A 14695-nucleotide genomic window follows, 5' to 3' on the forward strand; every position below is an offset into this window, starting at 1 on the left:
CGCCCTACGGTCCGGTCGGGGCGGGGGTTCGGGGCGGTTGGCCGGACGTGAAGTATTCCGCGAGAGCCGGGTCCAGTGGGGGGACCCGGCGCGGGGTGCCGCCGCCGCGGAGCGAGGCGGTGGCCTCGCAGCCGGCCGCGACCGCCATCCGGGCGGCGACGGGGGAGGTGTCCGTGGGCCCTCCGTCCCGTACGAACCGCAGGAACTCGTCGATCAGCAGCGGGTCGGCGCCGCCGTGGCCGCCCTCGTCGGTGGCCGAGGGGACGGGGTGGGTCTCGTCCGGCTCGGCCCGGTAGCCGGAGCGGCGGGCGTTCCAGACCCGGATCTCGCCGCCGGGCCCGTCGCCGAAGTTCTCCAGCCGGCCCGCGTCACCGATGACGGTGTAGTTGCGCCAGTAGTCCGGGGTGAAGTGGCACTGCTGGTAGGCGGCGAGCACCCCGTTGCCGAGCCGCATGTTCAGCAGGGACACGTCCTCGACGTCGATGACCGGGTTGAGGGCGCGCTGCGTCCCGGCCGGCCAGTGCCCGTCGGCCGTGTACCAGTCGTCGGTCTTGGGCTCGCCGGGAGCGCGGCGGTGCGGGATGTCCCCGTAGACCATCAGGTCGCCCATCGCCTGGACGTCCTGCGCGTAGGAGCCGGCCAGCCAGTGCAGCACGTCGATGTCGTGGGCTGCCTTCTGTAGCAGCAGGCCGTTGGAGCAGCGGCGTTCGGCGTGCCAGTCCTTGAAGTACCAGTCGCCGCCGTAGCCCACGAAGTGGCGGATCCAGACCGTCCTGACCCGGCCGATCGCGCCACGGCCGATCAGGTCGCGCATCAGGCGGACCACCGGCATGTGCCGCATGTTGTGGCCCACGTAGAGCCGGGTCCCCGTCTCGTGGGCCGTGCGCAGGACCTCGTCGCAGCGCTCCACGGAGATGTCGAGGGGCTTCTCGACGAAGACGGGCCTGCCCGCGCGGAGGGCCTGGCAGGCGAGGTCGGCGTGGGTGTGGTCGGGGGTGAGCACGAGGACGGCGTCGACGTCCCCGGCCCCGATGACCTCCCGGTGCCCGGCGACGACCCGCGCGCCGGGAAAGTCCGCCGCGGCCCGCGCGCGGGCCCGGGGGTCGGGGTCGGCGAGGGCGGCGACGACCGCCCCGCGGCCCGGCCGGTGGGCGGTACGCGCCAGACTGCCGCGCAGCCCGTACCCGAGAACGCCGATGCGGATGTCGGTCATGAGCGGCTCCTGCTCGTGTACGGACCTGCCACCCGCCTCACGCTATCTCGCGGGGCCCCGCCGGACGCGCCGCTTCGTACGGGCTTCACCGGGGGCCCGCCGCGCTGCCCAACTGCCGCGGAGGGCACCGCACCTCATTCCGAAACGGCCTGTTAGTGATTCTGGTCTCGCCCCCGCCGTTTCGCCTCTGAGGCAAATCCCGGCGCTCTTCGCCGAATAACTCTGCTGTTCAGTGCAGCAGTTGCTCTTTCCGCCCCTCCGGACGGCCGATCGATTTCGGTCGGACAGGCCGAAACTCGGCTGTGTCTGGCCGGAGGCGGGCGTGTTCGATTTGGCAGTGCGTTGCATTTGTCTCATCATGTGAACAGGCGTCAGCCCGGGATCAGTCGCGCCAACTCTGCACGAGGAATGCATTGTTGACCGATCAACCGGCAGGGGAAGTGTGAGTACCGCCACACCCCTGGTTCGTCGCCTGCACCCGACTAATTCGACTCTCACCGTTCTAGGTAAAGGCAGCATGCCCGTCCAGCGTTTTTCAGATCTCGTGCGCTTCGCCCGTGACTGTTCCCCTTTCTATGCCGACCTCTACGCCGACCTGCCGCCCCAGGTGGACCGGCTCACCGATCTGCCCGTGGTGGATCAGGACGCGTTCTGGGCAGCCAACACCCTGCACGACAACCGGGTGCTGACCGCCCCGCTCGCGGAGGCCGTCGCGTTCAAGACGGGCGGAACCACGGGGACACCGCGTTTCTCGTACTACACCCGCGAGGAATGGCAGGAGTTCGTCACCACCTTCGGCGCCGGACTCGTCGACGCGGGACTGCGGCCCGGCCACCGGGTCGCCGACCTCTTCTACGCCGGTGAGCTCTACGCCAGCTTCCTCTTCATCCTGGACTCGCTCGCCAACGCCCCCGTCGCCAACGTCCGGCTGCCCATCGGCGGCGGCGCACCGATCGATTCGACGCTCTCCACGATCGAAGACTTCGCCGCGCACGTCGTCGCCGGTACGCCGACCACCCTCTGCCGCCTCGCCGAACACCTGACCTCCCTGGGCCGTCAACTGCCCGGCGTCGAGCTCCTGTTCTTCGGCGGCGAAGCCCTCTTCGCCGACCAGCGCCGCCTCCTCACGGCCGCCTTCCCCAACGCCGAAGCGCGCTCGCTCGGATACGCCAGCGTCGACGGCGGGCTCCTCGGCCGGCCGGTACCCGGCCCCGATACCCGCACGCACCGGGCGTTCACCCCGCAGACCATCGTCGAGATCCTCGACGAGACGATCGGCGAACCGATCCACGAACCGGGCCGCCCCGGGCGGGTCGTCGTCACACAGCTCTTCCGCCGCCTCATGCCGGTCATCCGCTACCCCGCGGGCGACCGCGCGGAGTGGACCGGCACCGGCGCGGAAGGCGGCACCTTCCGGATCCTGGGCCGCGCCGAGGAAGGCGTCCGCGTCGGACCCGTCTCGCTGTACTGGCAGGACGCCACCGACGCCGTCGCCAAGGCCGACTTCGAGGGCCGCGTCACGGGCATGCAGCTCGTCGTACGCCGCTGGGACGGCCGCGACGGCCTGGTGCTGCGCCTGGCCACCGCCCCCGGCCAGGACCCGGCCGGCCTGGAGGGCTGCGCCGAGGAGGTCGTCACCGGGCTGAACACCGCCCGGCCGCTCTACCCCGACAGCATCGCCGCCGGGTACGTCCACCCGCTGCGCGTCGAGTGGGTCCGCCACCGCGACCTGGTGGTCAACTCCCGCTCCGGCAAGCTCGTCCGCGTCATCGACGAGAGGCCCACGGCATGACCACCCCGACGCCGGCCGCCCGTCGCCGGCTCCCCCTCGTCCTGCGCAACCGCGCCTTCGGAACCGTATGGCTGGGCCAGGTGCTCACCCAGGCCGGAGTGCGCATGTTCCAGGTGGGCACCTCCTGGTGGCTCATCGGCTACGCCGTCTCCGGCGACGGCGGCCTCGCGGCCGGGCTGTTCATGGCCGTCAGCACACTGCCCGCCGTGGCCCTGGCCCCGCTCGTCGCCCGCGCCATCGCCCGTACCGCCCACCGCTCGCTGCTGCGCACCGCCGCCGGCGGCGCGGGAGCCGCCGCCGCGGCGCTGGCCTGCTGGGCCGGTCTGGGCGACCTGCCGGTCGCCGCCGCCTACGCGGCCGCACTGGCCCTGGCGACCTGTCAGGCCTTCTTCGACCCCTGCCTGACCACCTCCGTACCCGAACTCGTGGACGACGCGGACATCGAGGCCGCGACCGGCTTCGAGCTGTCCACCCAGTCGCTGGCGAGCCTCGGCGGAGCCCTGCTCGGCGCCCTCGTCGTGGACGAGGCCGGGATGGCCGGCCTCGCCGTCGGCTGCGCCATCGCCTACACCTCGGCCGCGCTGCTGATCGCGACCGTACGCTTCCGCACCCCGGCCGGCGCCCTCCCCGGCGCCGAAGGCACGGAGGAGGCCAGCCCGGAGGAGGACGGCGCCGACGCCGCGCGGGCACCGCGCCGCACGCTGCGGCAGATCCTGGGCGCGATGCCGTACGTCCGCGCCATCCTGCTCTGCTTCACCGCGGCCAACCTCTTCACCACGGCCGTCTTCGTCGTCATCCCCCTCTACACCGCCTCGGTGCTGCGCGGGGACGGCGGCACCGTCGCCCTCCTGGAGGCCTCGCTCGGCGTGGGCACGCTCCTCGGCTCCGTCACGGGAGCCCGGGTGCCCGGCCGGCCCACCACGGTCGGCGCCGCGCTGCTCGGCGCGATGGCCGTCGCCCTCGCCGTCCCCGGCCTGATCGCCGCCCGGCCCGTCATCGCGGGCGCCCTGCTCGTGGCCGGCTGGTGCGTCGGAGTGATCGGCGTCCGCTTCGTGGCCCTGTTCCAGCGGCTGGTCCCGGCCGCCGACAAGCCCGCCTTCTTCGCCGTCATGCAGGCCGTCCTCGGCTCGACCTTCCCCGTCGCCTCGCTGCTCTTCGGCATGCTCGGAGACCACCTCTCCGCCCAGACCCTGTGTCTGATCCAGGCGGCCGGGCTGGTGCCCGCCGCCCTCGCCCTGGCCTTGCTGCCCGGGCCCGCGAGCTCCCGCACGCCGGACGGCTCACAGCGAACCCAGCCTGAGACCGAGACCGAGACCGAGACCGAGACCGAGACCGAACCCCGGCCCGAGGCCGAGACCGCCGCCCGGGGAGGCGCGCGATGACCGCCACCATCGAGCAGGCCACCCCGGCCGACATCGCCGACCTCCGCCAGCTCTACTACGCCGTCTACGGGCCGCACTACCCCACAGCCCTCGGCACCGACCCCGCAGAGATGTCCCGTCTCATCCAGGACGCGCACACCCTCTGGTTCGTCGCCCGCTGCCCCCGCACCGGAGCCCTCGCCGGATCCGCCGCCATCCACAGCGAGGCCGGCAGCCGCGTCGGCCGTCTCGAAGGGCTCGCCGTCCACCCCGACCAGCGCGGAACCGGGCTCGCCGGGCAGCTGACCGAGGCCCTGTGCGCCGGCACCCTCGACGCAGGCGTCCTCGACTCGGTCTACGCCACCGTACGGACCGTCAGCGCCGGCCCCCAGCGCGTCGTGACCCGCAACGGCTTCCGCCCGCTGGGCATCCTGCCCAACGCCGTGGAGCTCAGCAGCCGCGAAAGCCTCGCACTCTACGCGCGTCACTCGCCCGGAGTGCTGGACCGCCGGGTCCCGGTCGCCGAGGTCCCCGCCTCCCTGCTGCCGCTGCTGCGGACCGCCGAGGCGAGCCTGGACATCAGCTACGCGGACACCCGGCCCACACCGTCGCCGCCGACGCCCACCGGCTCCGCACCGGCGCCGCTGGAGATCATCGATGCCCCGGCCTTCGTCCGCCGCCGCTTCCGGGCGCAGTTCCCCGACACCGGGCGCTGGTTCTACCCGCTGCACACCCCGAACATCCTCCTCACCCCCGAGGACGGCTCCTTCGAGGTGTACGCGTACCTCAACCGCACCGGCGGGTACTGCGCCCTGGTCACCGCCCACCCCGACCCGGCGGCCGCCGTCGGCTGGCTGGAGCCGGTGACCCGTACGCTCACCCGCGCCGGAGCCGGCTACGTCGAGGCGCTCGTCCCCCTGGAACAGCACGCCGCGCTCTCGGCCTTCGCCGCCCAGGGCTTCATCGCCGGAGCCCTCTACCCGGCCATGCGCCGCGACGGGGACGGCTTCCACGACTACGTGGTGATGTCCCGCACCACCGAGCACATCGACTTCCGCGGCGTGGTCGTCGACCCGCCGCTCCAGCCCTTCCTCGATTCCTATGTGTCGGCCTGGGCGTCGACGCATCTGCCCGTACGTGAGGTTGCTTCATGACCCCCTCGAAACCCCATCTCGCCCCCGTCGACGTCCCCGACGCCGCGGCCCTCGGCCGGGTACAGGAACTCTGCGACCTGGCGCAGCCCTACACCAGCGGCCCCGCCGAGGAGGAGCTGTTCACCGCCGCCATGGCGGAGATCAACGCCTGGCACCACGAGCGCTCCCCGTTCTTCCGCGCCCTCCACGACGCCGAGCGCCAGGACGTCCCGTACCGGGCGCCCCTGGTGCACGCGAACTTCTTCAAGCGCCACGAGGTCCTGTCCATACCCGAGGACGAGGTCCACCTCCACCTGACCTCCTCCGGCACCACCGGACAGAAGTCGCAGATGTTCTTCGACGAGTGGACCATCCGCTCCGCGCAGCGCATGGTCGCCCGCATCTTCGACCACAACGGCTGGATCACCCCCGACCAGCCGGTCAACTACCTGCTCTACAGCTACGAGCCCGCCCGGGACCTCAACCTCGGCACCTCGTTCACCGACAACTACCTGTGCGACTTCGCCCCGGCCCGGCAGGTCGAGTACGCGCTGCGCAACACCGGCAACGGGCACGAGTTCGACCCCTTCGGCTGCGTCGCCGCACTGCGCCGCTTCGCCGAGGACGACGTCCCCGTCCGCATCCTCGGCTTCCCCGCCTTCCTCTGGTTCACCCTGGAGCGGATGCGCGCCCTCGGCATGGCGCCGCTGGAGCTGCCCGAAGGCTCCCTGATCATCCTCGGCGGCGGCTGGAAGGGCCACACCGACCGGCAGATCGGCAAGCACGAGCTGTACGCCCGGGTCACCGAGCAACTGGGCGTCCCCTCCGAGCGGATCCGGGACACCTTCGGCTCGGTCGAGCACTGCATCCCGTACATCGAGTGCTCGCACCACAACCTCCACGCGCCCGTCTGGTCCCGCGTGTTCATCCGCTCCACCCGCACCCTGGAGCCCCTCCCGTACGGCGAGCGCGGCTACCTGCACCTGGTGTCCCCGTACATCACCTCCGTACCGGCGCAGAGCGTCGTCATGGGCGACCTGGCCTCGCTCCACCCGGGGGAGGAGTGCGGCTGCGAGCTGACCACCCCGTGGTTCACCATCCACGGCCGCGCCGGCGTCAGCCGCAACCGCAGTTGTGCCGTGGCCGCCGCCGAACTGATGAAGGGAATGTCATGACCGACACCACCACCCAGCACCACTACTGGCAGGGCACCTTCATCGGCGACGAGGAGGCCGCCCGCCGCCTCGCCACCCTGCCCGCCGCCGTCGAGGCCGCGCTCGCCGCGCCCCTGGACACCGAGACCGTCCTGGCCGCCTGCGACGCGCTCTCCCGCGCCCTCGCCGACCCCGCCCACCCCGTACGGGACCGGCTGGCCCCGCACCTGCCCGCCGGCGGCGAGGCGGACACCGAGGAACTCCTCGGCGAACTCGCCGCGTTCCTCGGCCGCGGCGCGCTCACCCGCAAACTCCGCCGCGAACTGGGCGGCACCGCCCCGCAGCGGCTGAACCGCCCCGACGCCAAGGAGACCGTCTACGAGGCCTGGGCGCCCGTCGGCCTGGTCGCCCACATCGCCCCCGGCAACGCCGCCACCGTCGCCCCGCTCAGCCTCGTCGAGGGACTCCTCGCCGGCAACGTCAACGTCCTCAAGACCAGCGGCGCCGACACCCTCCTCGCCCAGTACCTGCTCGCCGAACTCGCCGCGCTCGACCCGACCGGCGCCCTCGCCGAGCGCGTCATCGTGCTCCGCTTCCCCTCCTCCCGCGAGGACTGGCTGCGGCTGATGTGCGCGCCCGCCGACGCCGTCGCGGTCTGGGGCGGCGAGGCCGCCGTCGAGGGCGTCGCCGCCCACGTCCCGGCCGGCTGCCGCCTGGTGGAGTGGGGGCACAAGATCTCCTTCGGCTACCTCACGGCCGACGCCTGGGCGGACGAGAGGGCCCTGACCGGCCTGGCCGAGGACATCTGCCTCTTCGAGCAGCAGGCCTGCTCCAGCCCCCAGGTCGTCTACCTCGACACCGAGGACACCGGCGAACTCCACGCGTTCGCCGACCGCCTCGCCGCGGCCCTCGCCGCGCGGCCGGCGCCCGCCGAAGAGGAGCTCGACCCGGCCGAGTACGCCGAGCTCACCACCACCGAGCACCTCGCCCGGCTGGAGGAACACCTCGGCTTCACCCGCGTCCTCGCCGCCCCCGACGGCACCTGGCGCGTCATCGCCGACACCCGCCCGGCGCTGACCGCCTCACCGCTGCACCGCACCGTCTGGGTCAAGCCGCTGCCCCGCAAGAACCTCATCGCCACGCTGCGCCCCATGCGCCGCTACCTCCAGACGGCGGGCATCGCGGGCAGCCGCACCGACATCGCCGAGCTCTCCGCGCTGGTCCTGGCCGCCGGCGCCACCCGTGTCACCCCCCTCGGCGCCATGACCGCCGGATACGCCGGGGAACCGCACGACGGCGTCTACGCCCTCCAGCGCTACAGCCGCCGCGTCGCCGTCCAGGCCGACGCGCGCTTCGCCGCCACCGCCTGCCTCGACGACCTCGCCCGCCCGGTGGCCTTCCCGCGCCCCGCGGGGCCGCTGCTCGACAAGGCCGCCGTCCAGGACCTCAACCGGGGCGTCGACCGGGGCGACGCCGAACTGTACTTCCGCAGCGGGGGCAGCACCGGCACCCCCGCCCTGTCCCTCTTCACCTACGACGACTACGACACGCAGATGCACGCCGCCGCCCGCGGCCTGCTCGCCGCCGGCTACGACCCGGCCCGCGACCGCACCGCCAACCTCTTCTACTGCGGCGGCATGTACGGCGGGTTCATCAGCTTCTTCTCCATCCTGGAACGCCTGGGCGGCGTCCAGATGCCGATGGCCGCCGGCCCCGACCACCGGGCCACCGCCGAGATGATCGTCGCGTACGAGGTCGACACCCTGTTCGGCATGCCCTCGTACCTCTGGCAGCTCCTCCACGAGGAGGGCGAGCGCCTGCGTTCCTACGGCGGCCTGCGCAAGATCTACTACGGCGGCGAGCACTTCACCGAGGAACAGCGCCGCACCCTCACCGAGAGCTTCGGCATCGAGGTCATTCACTCCATCACCTACGGCAGCACCGACCTCGGCCCCCTCGGCTACCAGTGCACCGAGAGCGGCGGAGGCGTCCACCACCTCCACGCCGACCTGCACACGATGGAGATCCTCGACGCCGACGAGGACCGCCCCGTCGCACCGGGGGAGACGGGCCGGCTCGTCTTCACCACCCGCGCCCGCCGGGGCCAGCACCTCGACCGCTACGTCATCGGCGACCTCGGCCGCGCCCTGCCCGGCCGCTGCCCCTGCGGCAGCCACGCCCCGCGCTTCGAACTGCTCGGCAGGCTCGGCGAGGTGATGCGGGTGGCGACGTACTTCCTCAACTACCGCCGCTTCGTGGCCGTCGCGGAGGAACGACTGCGCTACGTCGGCGAGATACAGGCCGTCCTGACCGGCGGAGCCGCCCGGGAGGCCCTCACCCTCCGGATGGAACGCACCCACGCCCCCGAACCGGCCGTAGCGCGCGAGGCCTTCCTCGCCGCCTACCCCGAGGTGCGTTCGGCCGTGACGGAGAACCTGCTCGACTTCACCGTCGAGCTGGTGGACGGAGCGGCCCTGGAGCGCACGCCGACGAGCGGAAAGCTGCGGGCGGTGGTGGACCGCAGGCGCTGAACCACCTTGGTTTCCGGGCCACTTGACCTGCGCCCGGCCGTGCCCGGGGATCACCGCCGATCCCCGGGCGCGCCCACCTCCCGGGCCCGTGGCCCCCGGGACTTCGTAGCCGACAGGTACGGTTTGGCCATGGATCTTTCCGGAACACACGCTGCCGACGAGAACACCGCCCGGCCGGCGGCCGTCAAGGCCGCCGCGCGCCGGCTCCTGGTGGAACGGGGCGCCGGGGGGCTGACCCCGGACGCCGTCGCCCGGGCCGGCGCCATGACCGTCACCGAGGTGGAGAGCGCCTTCCCGCACCGGGACGACCTGCTGACCGCCCTCGTCATCGACGCCTACGACGACTCCGCCGCCGCGATGGAGCAGGCCGACCGGGACGCCGTCGCCGCCGGGGCGTCGGCCGGGGCCCGGCTCCTCGCGGTGACCCGCGCACTGCGCGCCTGGTCCTTCGCCAACTCCGGTGAGTTCACGCTGATCTACGGCTCGCCCGTGCCCGGCTACCACGCCCCGCAGGACACCGTCCCGCCCGCCTCGCGGACCCCCGCGGTGCTGGCCGGCATCGTACGGGCCGCGCTGGAGGCCGGTGAACTCACCCCGCCCCGGCGGGCGGTGCCCGGGCCGCCGCTGCTCCGGCCCGAGGCCGTGGCGCTCTTCGGCGGGGTGCCGGACGCCCCGTTCTCGGACCTCGTCGAGCGCGGCATCGTGCTGTGGAGCAACCTGATCGGTCTCCTGGTGTTCCAGGTCTTCAGCCGGACCCACGACAGCGTCCGGGACGAGGCCGCCTACTTCGACTTCGCCATCGCCGTGGCCGCCGAGTCCATCGGGCTGGAGGTGCCCTCCGGCCCGAAGGACACCCCCACCGGCTGAGGCGGCGGCGGGAGTTCACCCGCCGCCGCCCCCGCGGCTCAGAAGTTGATCATGTGTCCGGCCAGCCCGTGGACCGCTTCCTTGACCGCCTCGCCCAGCGTCGGGTGCGCGTGCACGTTGCGCGCGACCTCGTGCACGGTCAGGTCCCACTGCTGGGCGAGGGTCAGCTCCGGAAGCAGCTCGGTGACGTCGGGGCCGATCAGGTGGGCACCGATGATCTCCCCGTGGGCGGCGTCGGCGATCAGCTTCACGAAGCCCACCGCGTCGCCCAGGCCGTGCGCCTTCCCGTTCGCGGTGAAGGGGAACTTGGCGACCTTGACGTCGAAGCCCCGCTCCCTCGCCTGGGCCTCCGTCCAGCCGAAGCTGGCGATCTGCGGCTGGCAGTACGTGGCCCGCGGGATCATCGGGTAGTCGAGCTCCATCGTCTCGGCGTCCGCGATGGTCTCGGCGGCGACCACACCCATCGCCTCCGCCGTGTGGGCGAGCATCAGCTTCGCCGTGACGTCGCCGATGGCGTAGAGGTGCGGGACGGAGGTGCGGCAGCGGCCGTCGACCTCGATGGCGCCGCGCTCGGTGACCCGCACCCCGGTGGCCTCCAGGCCGTACCCGGTCACGTTCGGCGCGAAGCCGATCGCCTGGAGCACCTTGTCGGCCTCCAGCACCTTCGGGGCGCCGTCCTTGCCGGTGACGTGCACACGGACCAGCGGCCCCGACTCGTCGATGGACTCGACCCTGGTCGAGGTCAGCACGTCGATCCCGAGCCTGCGGTACTGCTTGGCCAGTTCGGCGGAGACCTCCGCGTCCTCCAGCGGGGCGATCCGGTCGAGGAACTCGACGATCGTGACCTTCACGCCGTAGTTGTGCAGGACGTAGGCGAACTCGACGCCGATCGCGCCGGCGCCCGCGATCACGACGGACCCCGGCAGGTCGTCGGCCAGGATCTGCTCCTCGTACGTCACCACGCGCTCGCTGCGCCGGGTGCCGGGCAGCAGCCTCGGGGTGGCGCCGGTCGCGATGACGCAGTCGTCGAAGGACACCTCGCGCGTGCCGCCGTCGGGCTGGGTGACCCGGAGGGTGTGCGCGTCGAGGAAGGTGCCCCGGCCGTCGATCTCCGTGATCCCGTTCTTCTTCATCAGGTAGTGGACGCCCTTGACCCGGCCGTCGGCGACCCGGCGGCTGCGGTTGAACGCCTCGCCGTAGTCGAAGGAGACCGTGCCCTCCACCTTGATGCCGAAGGTCTTGGCCTCATGGGTGAAGAGGTGCGCCAGCTCGGCGTTGCGCAGGAGCGCCTTGGTGGGGATGCAGCCGACGTTCAGGCAGACACCGCCCCAGTACTTCTCCTCCACGACCGCGACCCGGCGCCCGAGTTGGGCGGCGCGGATGGCGGCGACGTAACCGCCGGGACCCGCTCCGAGTACGACGACGTCGAAGTGCTCGCTCATGTCTGTTCCCTTTCGGTCGAACGGAGTGTCAGTTCCTGTGCCGGGCCCGGGTGTTCGCGGTCAGCTGTCGCCGCCGAAGCGCCACGCCTCGATGTCGCGGTAGTGGATCGGCCCCGGCCCCCGGCCCGTGTTGCTGCCCACCAGGTGCAGCCGCCGCGCCTCCCACCGCCGGCCGGTGAACCCGGCGAGCCCGGCGGCGGCCTCGGTCACGCTGGTGGGGTCGTCGCGCCGGGACCGGGCCAGCGTGAGGTGGGGGCGAAGGGGCCGCTCCTCGAACTCCACCCCGCACTCCCTGACCACGCGGCGGACATCGGTGGCGAGAAGGTGCAGATCCTCAAGGTCCCCCTCGATCCCGCTCCACAGCACCCGCTCGTCGAAGTGCCCGCCGCCGCGCATCGACAGGTGTACGGGCCGACGCGTCGCCGCCAGATCCGCCAGCGGCGGCCGCAGGAGCGCAACGGCCCCGACCGGGAGCTCGCCGAGGAACGCGAGGGTGATGTGCCAGTCCTCGATGCGGTTCCACCGCATGCGCGGGTACGCGTCGTAGGCGGGCCCGAGCGCCCGCGCCAGCTCTTCCTTCGCGTCGTCGGGCGGAGCGAGCGCTATGAACACGCGGACGGTCGAGGGCTGCATCTGTTCCTTCACGACAGACTTCGTACACCACGGGCCGGGACGAAAAAAATCTGCCCCCGCCGTCACACTCGGGCCGCGGGATCCGTCAGTGCGGTGAAGGCAACGACGATCCCCCGGAGGGACACCCCATGAAGGCGCGCATGACCAACCCGGCCACCGTTCTCGACGCCACCCCGGCGATCATGAACCTCTACAAGGCGATCCACTCCAGCGGCGCCCCGGCCCCCACCCTTGAGCTCGTCCACCTCCGCGTCAGCCAGATCAACGGCTGCGCCCCCTGCGTCCTGTCCGGCTTCCAGACCGCCAGGAAGGCGGGCGAGAGCGATGAGCGCCTCGCCACCGTCTCCGCCTGGCGCGAGGCCCCGTTCTTCACGGACGCCGAGCGGGCCGCCCTCGCCCTGGCCGAGTCCTGCGCCCGCCAGGCCGACACCGGCGACTGCGTCCCCGACCCGGTCTGGGACGACGCGGCCGACCACTTCGACGAGAAGGAGCTCGCCGGCATCATCACCATGATCGGCCTGACCAAGCTCTTCAACACCCTCAACGCCGCCACCCGCCAGATCGCCGGCGCCGCCTGGTGAGCGAGGCGCCTCACGCGGGGCCGGTCAGCGGCAGCCGGACACCGGAGCGTCGTGGGTGAGCGCGCAGACCATCCGCTCCCCGCGCCGGTTCTCGGGGTACGTGGCGACCAGCTCCGCGGCGAAGTCCTTCCACTGGCGGGCGATGTCCCGCGCGGCGAGCTCCGTCGCCCGCCGGAAGTTGCCGTTCGCCGAGCGCCGGGCGACTTCGGTGTCCTTGTTGAGGGTGCCGGTGTGCTGGATGCGCCCGGCGCAGTCGGCGGGCTTGACACCGGTCGAGTCGAAGTCCGGGTAGCAGCCGGTGGCCAGGTCCTCGGGGACCTTGCCGGCGGCCTCCCTGGTCCAGTCGGCGTCGCTCATGGAGCTGTAGCGGCGGATGTCGAAGAACGGCGCGATGCCGGTGCGGTTCAGCCCCGGGGGATTGGAGACGCCGAGGGGACCGGCACCGGCCCTGTCGGACCAGTTGCCGTGCGAGTAGAAATCCTCGATCGGGTGCCAGCCGCGGCCGAGCTGTTCCAGGACGTCGCACTTGGCGCGGCGGGAGCGCCCGTTCCAGGTGCAGGGGGAGCCCAGGTCGCTCTCGCGCGCGATGACCTTGCCCCCGGCGTCGACCAGCCCGTCGGCGTACCTGACGGCGGCCCGCAGGCGGGCGACGGAGCCCCGGATGCAGGCGAGCAGCTCGGTGGTCGCCTCGTCGCGGGTGCGCGGATATCCGGCCGCGAGGCGCGGGGCGAGGTAATCGGCGTTGTCGCAGTGCAGGATGCCGAGGTCGAAAGAGGTGCCCTGGTCGTCGGCCACGATCGCCCCGTCGCGGGAGTCGGCCATCGCCGCCAGCGACGCGGGCTCCCACTTCAGGGCGGCGCGGGTGATCTTCTCGTGGTTGCCGCCGGAGAACGCCCGCGCCGGCGGACCGGGTACCAGCACGGTCAGGCAGGCCGAGCAGGCGAGGGCGGTCACGGTCAGTCGGCGGACGAGCGCGGAGGCGTAGGACACAAGACCTCCATAAAACGTCTTGAAAGGTACGAAAACAGTACCAATAGGTACCGTGGGCTGCTCTTCCATGGAAGATCCGTCACCCGCGGCCGGTTGTGCCGGGTGACGGCCCACACGGTGAAGGAAGTACGAGCATGACGAGCGCACGGCACGACCGCGGGGACAGCTGGCACGGGGAGCTCCTGGACCTCGACGCCTACCTCGAACGCCTCGGCCACACCGGGGAACGCGCACCGACCCTGGCCTGCCTGCGCGCACTGCACCGCGCCCACACGACCTCGATCCCGTTCGAGAACGTCAGCGCCGTCCTCGGCGTCCCGCTCCCGCTCGACGTCGAGTCCGTCCAGGACAAGCTCGTACGCCGGGCGCGCGGCGGCTACTGCTACGAGCACGTGACGCTCTTCGCCGCCGCTCTCGAAAAGCTCGGCTTCCGGTTCACCGCCCACACCGGGCGGGTCTCGCTCGGCGCGGACAAGATCCTCCCGGCGACCCACGCCCTGCTGACCGTGACCCCCTCCGACGACGACCGGACCTGGCTGTGTGACGTCGGCTTCGGCGGCGGCCCGCTGGAGCCCGTCGAACTCGCCGACGGAGCCGAGGCGGAGGCCGACGGATGGCGGTTCCGCGTGGAACGGCGCCCGGACGCGCAGGGCTTCGAGCACTGGTGGCTGCACCAGTACGGGGCGGGCGGCTGGCTCGACCGGCACACCTTCACCCTGACCCCGCAGTACCCCATCGACTACGAGGTCGGCAGTCACTTCGTGGGCACCCACCCCCGCTCGCCCTTCGTCAAGCGGCTGATCGCCCAGCGGTTCAGCGCCGCCCGGCACCACCAGATCGACGGACTGACCTGGAGCACCACACTTCCGGACGGCACCCGCACCGAGCAGAAGATCGAACCGGAAGACCTTCAGCGGGTACTGCGCGAGGAGTTCGGGATCGACCTCGAACCCGAGGTGGTCAGCCGGCTGAAGGCCCGGTCCGACGCGCCCTGACCG

12 protein-coding genes are annotated in these 14695 nt (G+C 72.4%); 8 read left to right on the forward strand and 4 right to left on the reverse strand.

The window, feature by feature from the left end; all coding sequences use genetic code 11:
• Positions 1-4 precede the first annotated feature (4 nt).
• The gene (locus tag IE248_RS26350; RefSeq protein WP_073794268.1) at positions 5-1213 is read right to left on the reverse strand and encodes a Gfo/Idh/MocA family protein; all 1209 of its coding nucleotides are present in this window, start codon (positions 1211-1213) and stop codon (positions 5-7) included.
• A 517-nt stretch (positions 1214-1730) separates the two neighbouring features.
• Here IE248_RS26350 and IE248_RS26355 point away from each other — a divergent pair.
• The 6 genes from IE248_RS26355 (at position 1731) to IE248_RS26380 (ending at position 10051) form a co-directional block, all read left to right on the forward strand.
• Positions 1731-3005 carry a phenylacetate--CoA ligase family protein gene (locus tag IE248_RS26355; protein ID WP_190031899.1) on the forward strand — a complete coding sequence of 425 codons (1275 nt, stop codon included), beginning with the start codon at positions 1731-1733 and terminating at the stop codon, positions 3003-3005.
• Positions 3002-4387, forward strand: coding sequence for an MFS transporter (locus tag IE248_RS26360; protein WP_190031900.1), 1386 nt, complete (start codon positions 3002-3004; stop codon positions 4385-4387). Before IE248_RS26355 ends, IE248_RS26360 begins: the two co-directional genes overlap by 4 nt.
• Positions 4384-5520 carry a GNAT family N-acetyltransferase gene (locus IE248_RS26365; RefSeq protein WP_073794272.1) on the forward strand — a complete coding sequence of 379 codons (1137 nt, stop codon included), beginning with the start codon at positions 4384-4386 and terminating at the stop codon, positions 5518-5520. The genes IE248_RS26360 and IE248_RS26365 overlap by 4 nt, the downstream gene beginning before the upstream one ends.
• Positions 5517-6674, forward strand: a complete 1158-nt coding sequence (locus IE248_RS26370; protein ID WP_190031901.1) for a LuxE/PaaK family acyltransferase — start codon at positions 5517-5519, stop codon at positions 6672-6674. The genes IE248_RS26365 and IE248_RS26370 overlap by 4 nt, the downstream gene beginning before the upstream one ends.
• Entirely contained in the window at positions 6671-9184 is a 2514-nt protein-coding gene (locus IE248_RS26375) for an acyl-CoA reductase (protein ID WP_190031902.1), read from the forward strand. The genes IE248_RS26370 and IE248_RS26375 overlap by 4 nt, the downstream gene beginning before the upstream one ends.
• A 129-nt stretch (positions 9185-9313) precedes the next feature.
• Positions 9314-10051 (forward strand): TetR-like C-terminal domain-containing protein, encoded by a 738-nt coding sequence (locus IE248_RS26380; protein WP_073794275.1) that lies wholly within the window; start codon positions 9314-9316, stop codon positions 10049-10051.
• Between the two features lie 38 nt (positions 10052-10089).
• Here the strand turns inward: IE248_RS26380 and lpdA are convergent, their stop codons facing one another.
• Both lpdA and thpR read right to left on the reverse strand, forming a co-directional pair.
• Positions 10090-11493: a dihydrolipoyl dehydrogenase gene (gene lpdA, locus IE248_RS26385; RefSeq protein WP_190031903.1), complete on the reverse strand. Its 1404-nt coding sequence runs from the start codon at positions 11491-11493 to the stop codon at positions 10090-10092.
• Between the two features lie 60 nt (positions 11494-11553).
• Positions 11554-12138: an RNA 2',3'-cyclic phosphodiesterase gene (gene thpR, locus IE248_RS26390; RefSeq protein WP_229895535.1), complete on the reverse strand. Its 585-nt coding sequence runs from the start codon at positions 12136-12138 to the stop codon at positions 11554-11556.
• 116 nt (positions 12139-12254) lie between these two features.
• Between thpR and IE248_RS26395 the strand changes: the two genes are divergently transcribed.
• Entirely contained in the window at positions 12255-12707 is a 453-nt protein-coding gene (locus IE248_RS26395) for a carboxymuconolactone decarboxylase family protein (RefSeq protein ID WP_073794280.1), read from the forward strand.
• Between the two features lie 24 nt (positions 12708-12731).
• On the opposite strand, the gene IE248_RS26400 is transcribed toward IE248_RS26395, so the two are convergent.
• On the reverse strand, positions 12732-13697 hold the full coding sequence (locus IE248_RS26400; RefSeq protein ID WP_190031904.1) for a CinY protein: 966 nt from the start codon (positions 13695-13697) through the stop codon (positions 12732-12734).
• Positions 13698-13831: 134 nt separating this feature from the next.
• On the opposite strand from IE248_RS26400, the gene IE248_RS26405 reads away from it, so the two are divergent.
• Complete coding sequence (locus tag IE248_RS26405; RefSeq protein ID WP_008740791.1) at positions 13832-14692, forward strand: arylamine N-acetyltransferase family protein; 861 nt, start codon at positions 13832-13834, stop codon at positions 14690-14692.
• Positions 14693-14695: the final 3 nt, after the last annotated feature.

The sequence above is a fragment of the Streptomyces goshikiensis genome, from assembly GCF_014650555.1.
Taxonomy (GTDB): domain Bacteria; phylum Actinomycetota; class Actinomycetes; order Streptomycetales; family Streptomycetaceae; genus Streptomyces; species Streptomyces goshikiensis.

Bases quoted from the DNA above. Each gene is read 5' to 3' on its own strand.
- IE248_RS26350 (WP_073794268.1), bottom strand. From the start codon at position 1,213: ATGACCGACATCCGCATCGGCGTTCTCGGGTACGGGCTGCGCGGCAGT.
- IE248_RS26355 (WP_190031899.1), top strand. From the start codon at position 1,731: ATGCCCGTCCAGCGTTTTTCAGATCTCGTGCGCTTCGCCCGTGACTGT.
- IE248_RS26360 (WP_190031900.1), top strand. From the start codon at position 3,002: ATGACCACCCCGACGCCGGCCGCCCGTCGCCGGCTCCCCCTCGTCCTG.
- IE248_RS26365 (WP_073794272.1), top strand. From the start codon at position 4,384: ATGACCGCCACCATCGAGCAGGCCACCCCGGCCGACATCGCCGACCTC.
- IE248_RS26370 (WP_190031901.1), top strand. From the start codon at position 5,517: ATGACCCCCTCGAAACCCCATCTCGCCCCCGTCGACGTCCCCGACGCC.
- IE248_RS26375 (WP_190031902.1), top strand. From the start codon at position 6,671: ATGACCGACACCACCACCCAGCACCACTACTGGCAGGGCACCTTCATC.
- IE248_RS26380 (WP_073794275.1), top strand. From the start codon at position 9,314: ATGGATCTTTCCGGAACACACGCTGCCGACGAGAACACCGCCCGGCCG.
- lpdA (WP_190031903.1), bottom strand. From the start codon at position 11,493: ATGAGCGAGCACTTCGACGTCGTCGTACTCGGAGCGGGTCCCGGCGGT.
- IE248_RS26395 (WP_073794280.1), top strand. From the start codon at position 12,255: ATGAAGGCGCGCATGACCAACCCGGCCACCGTTCTCGACGCCACCCCG.
- IE248_RS26405 (WP_008740791.1), top strand. From the start codon at position 13,832: ATGACGAGCGCACGGCACGACCGCGGGGACAGCTGGCACGGGGAGCTC.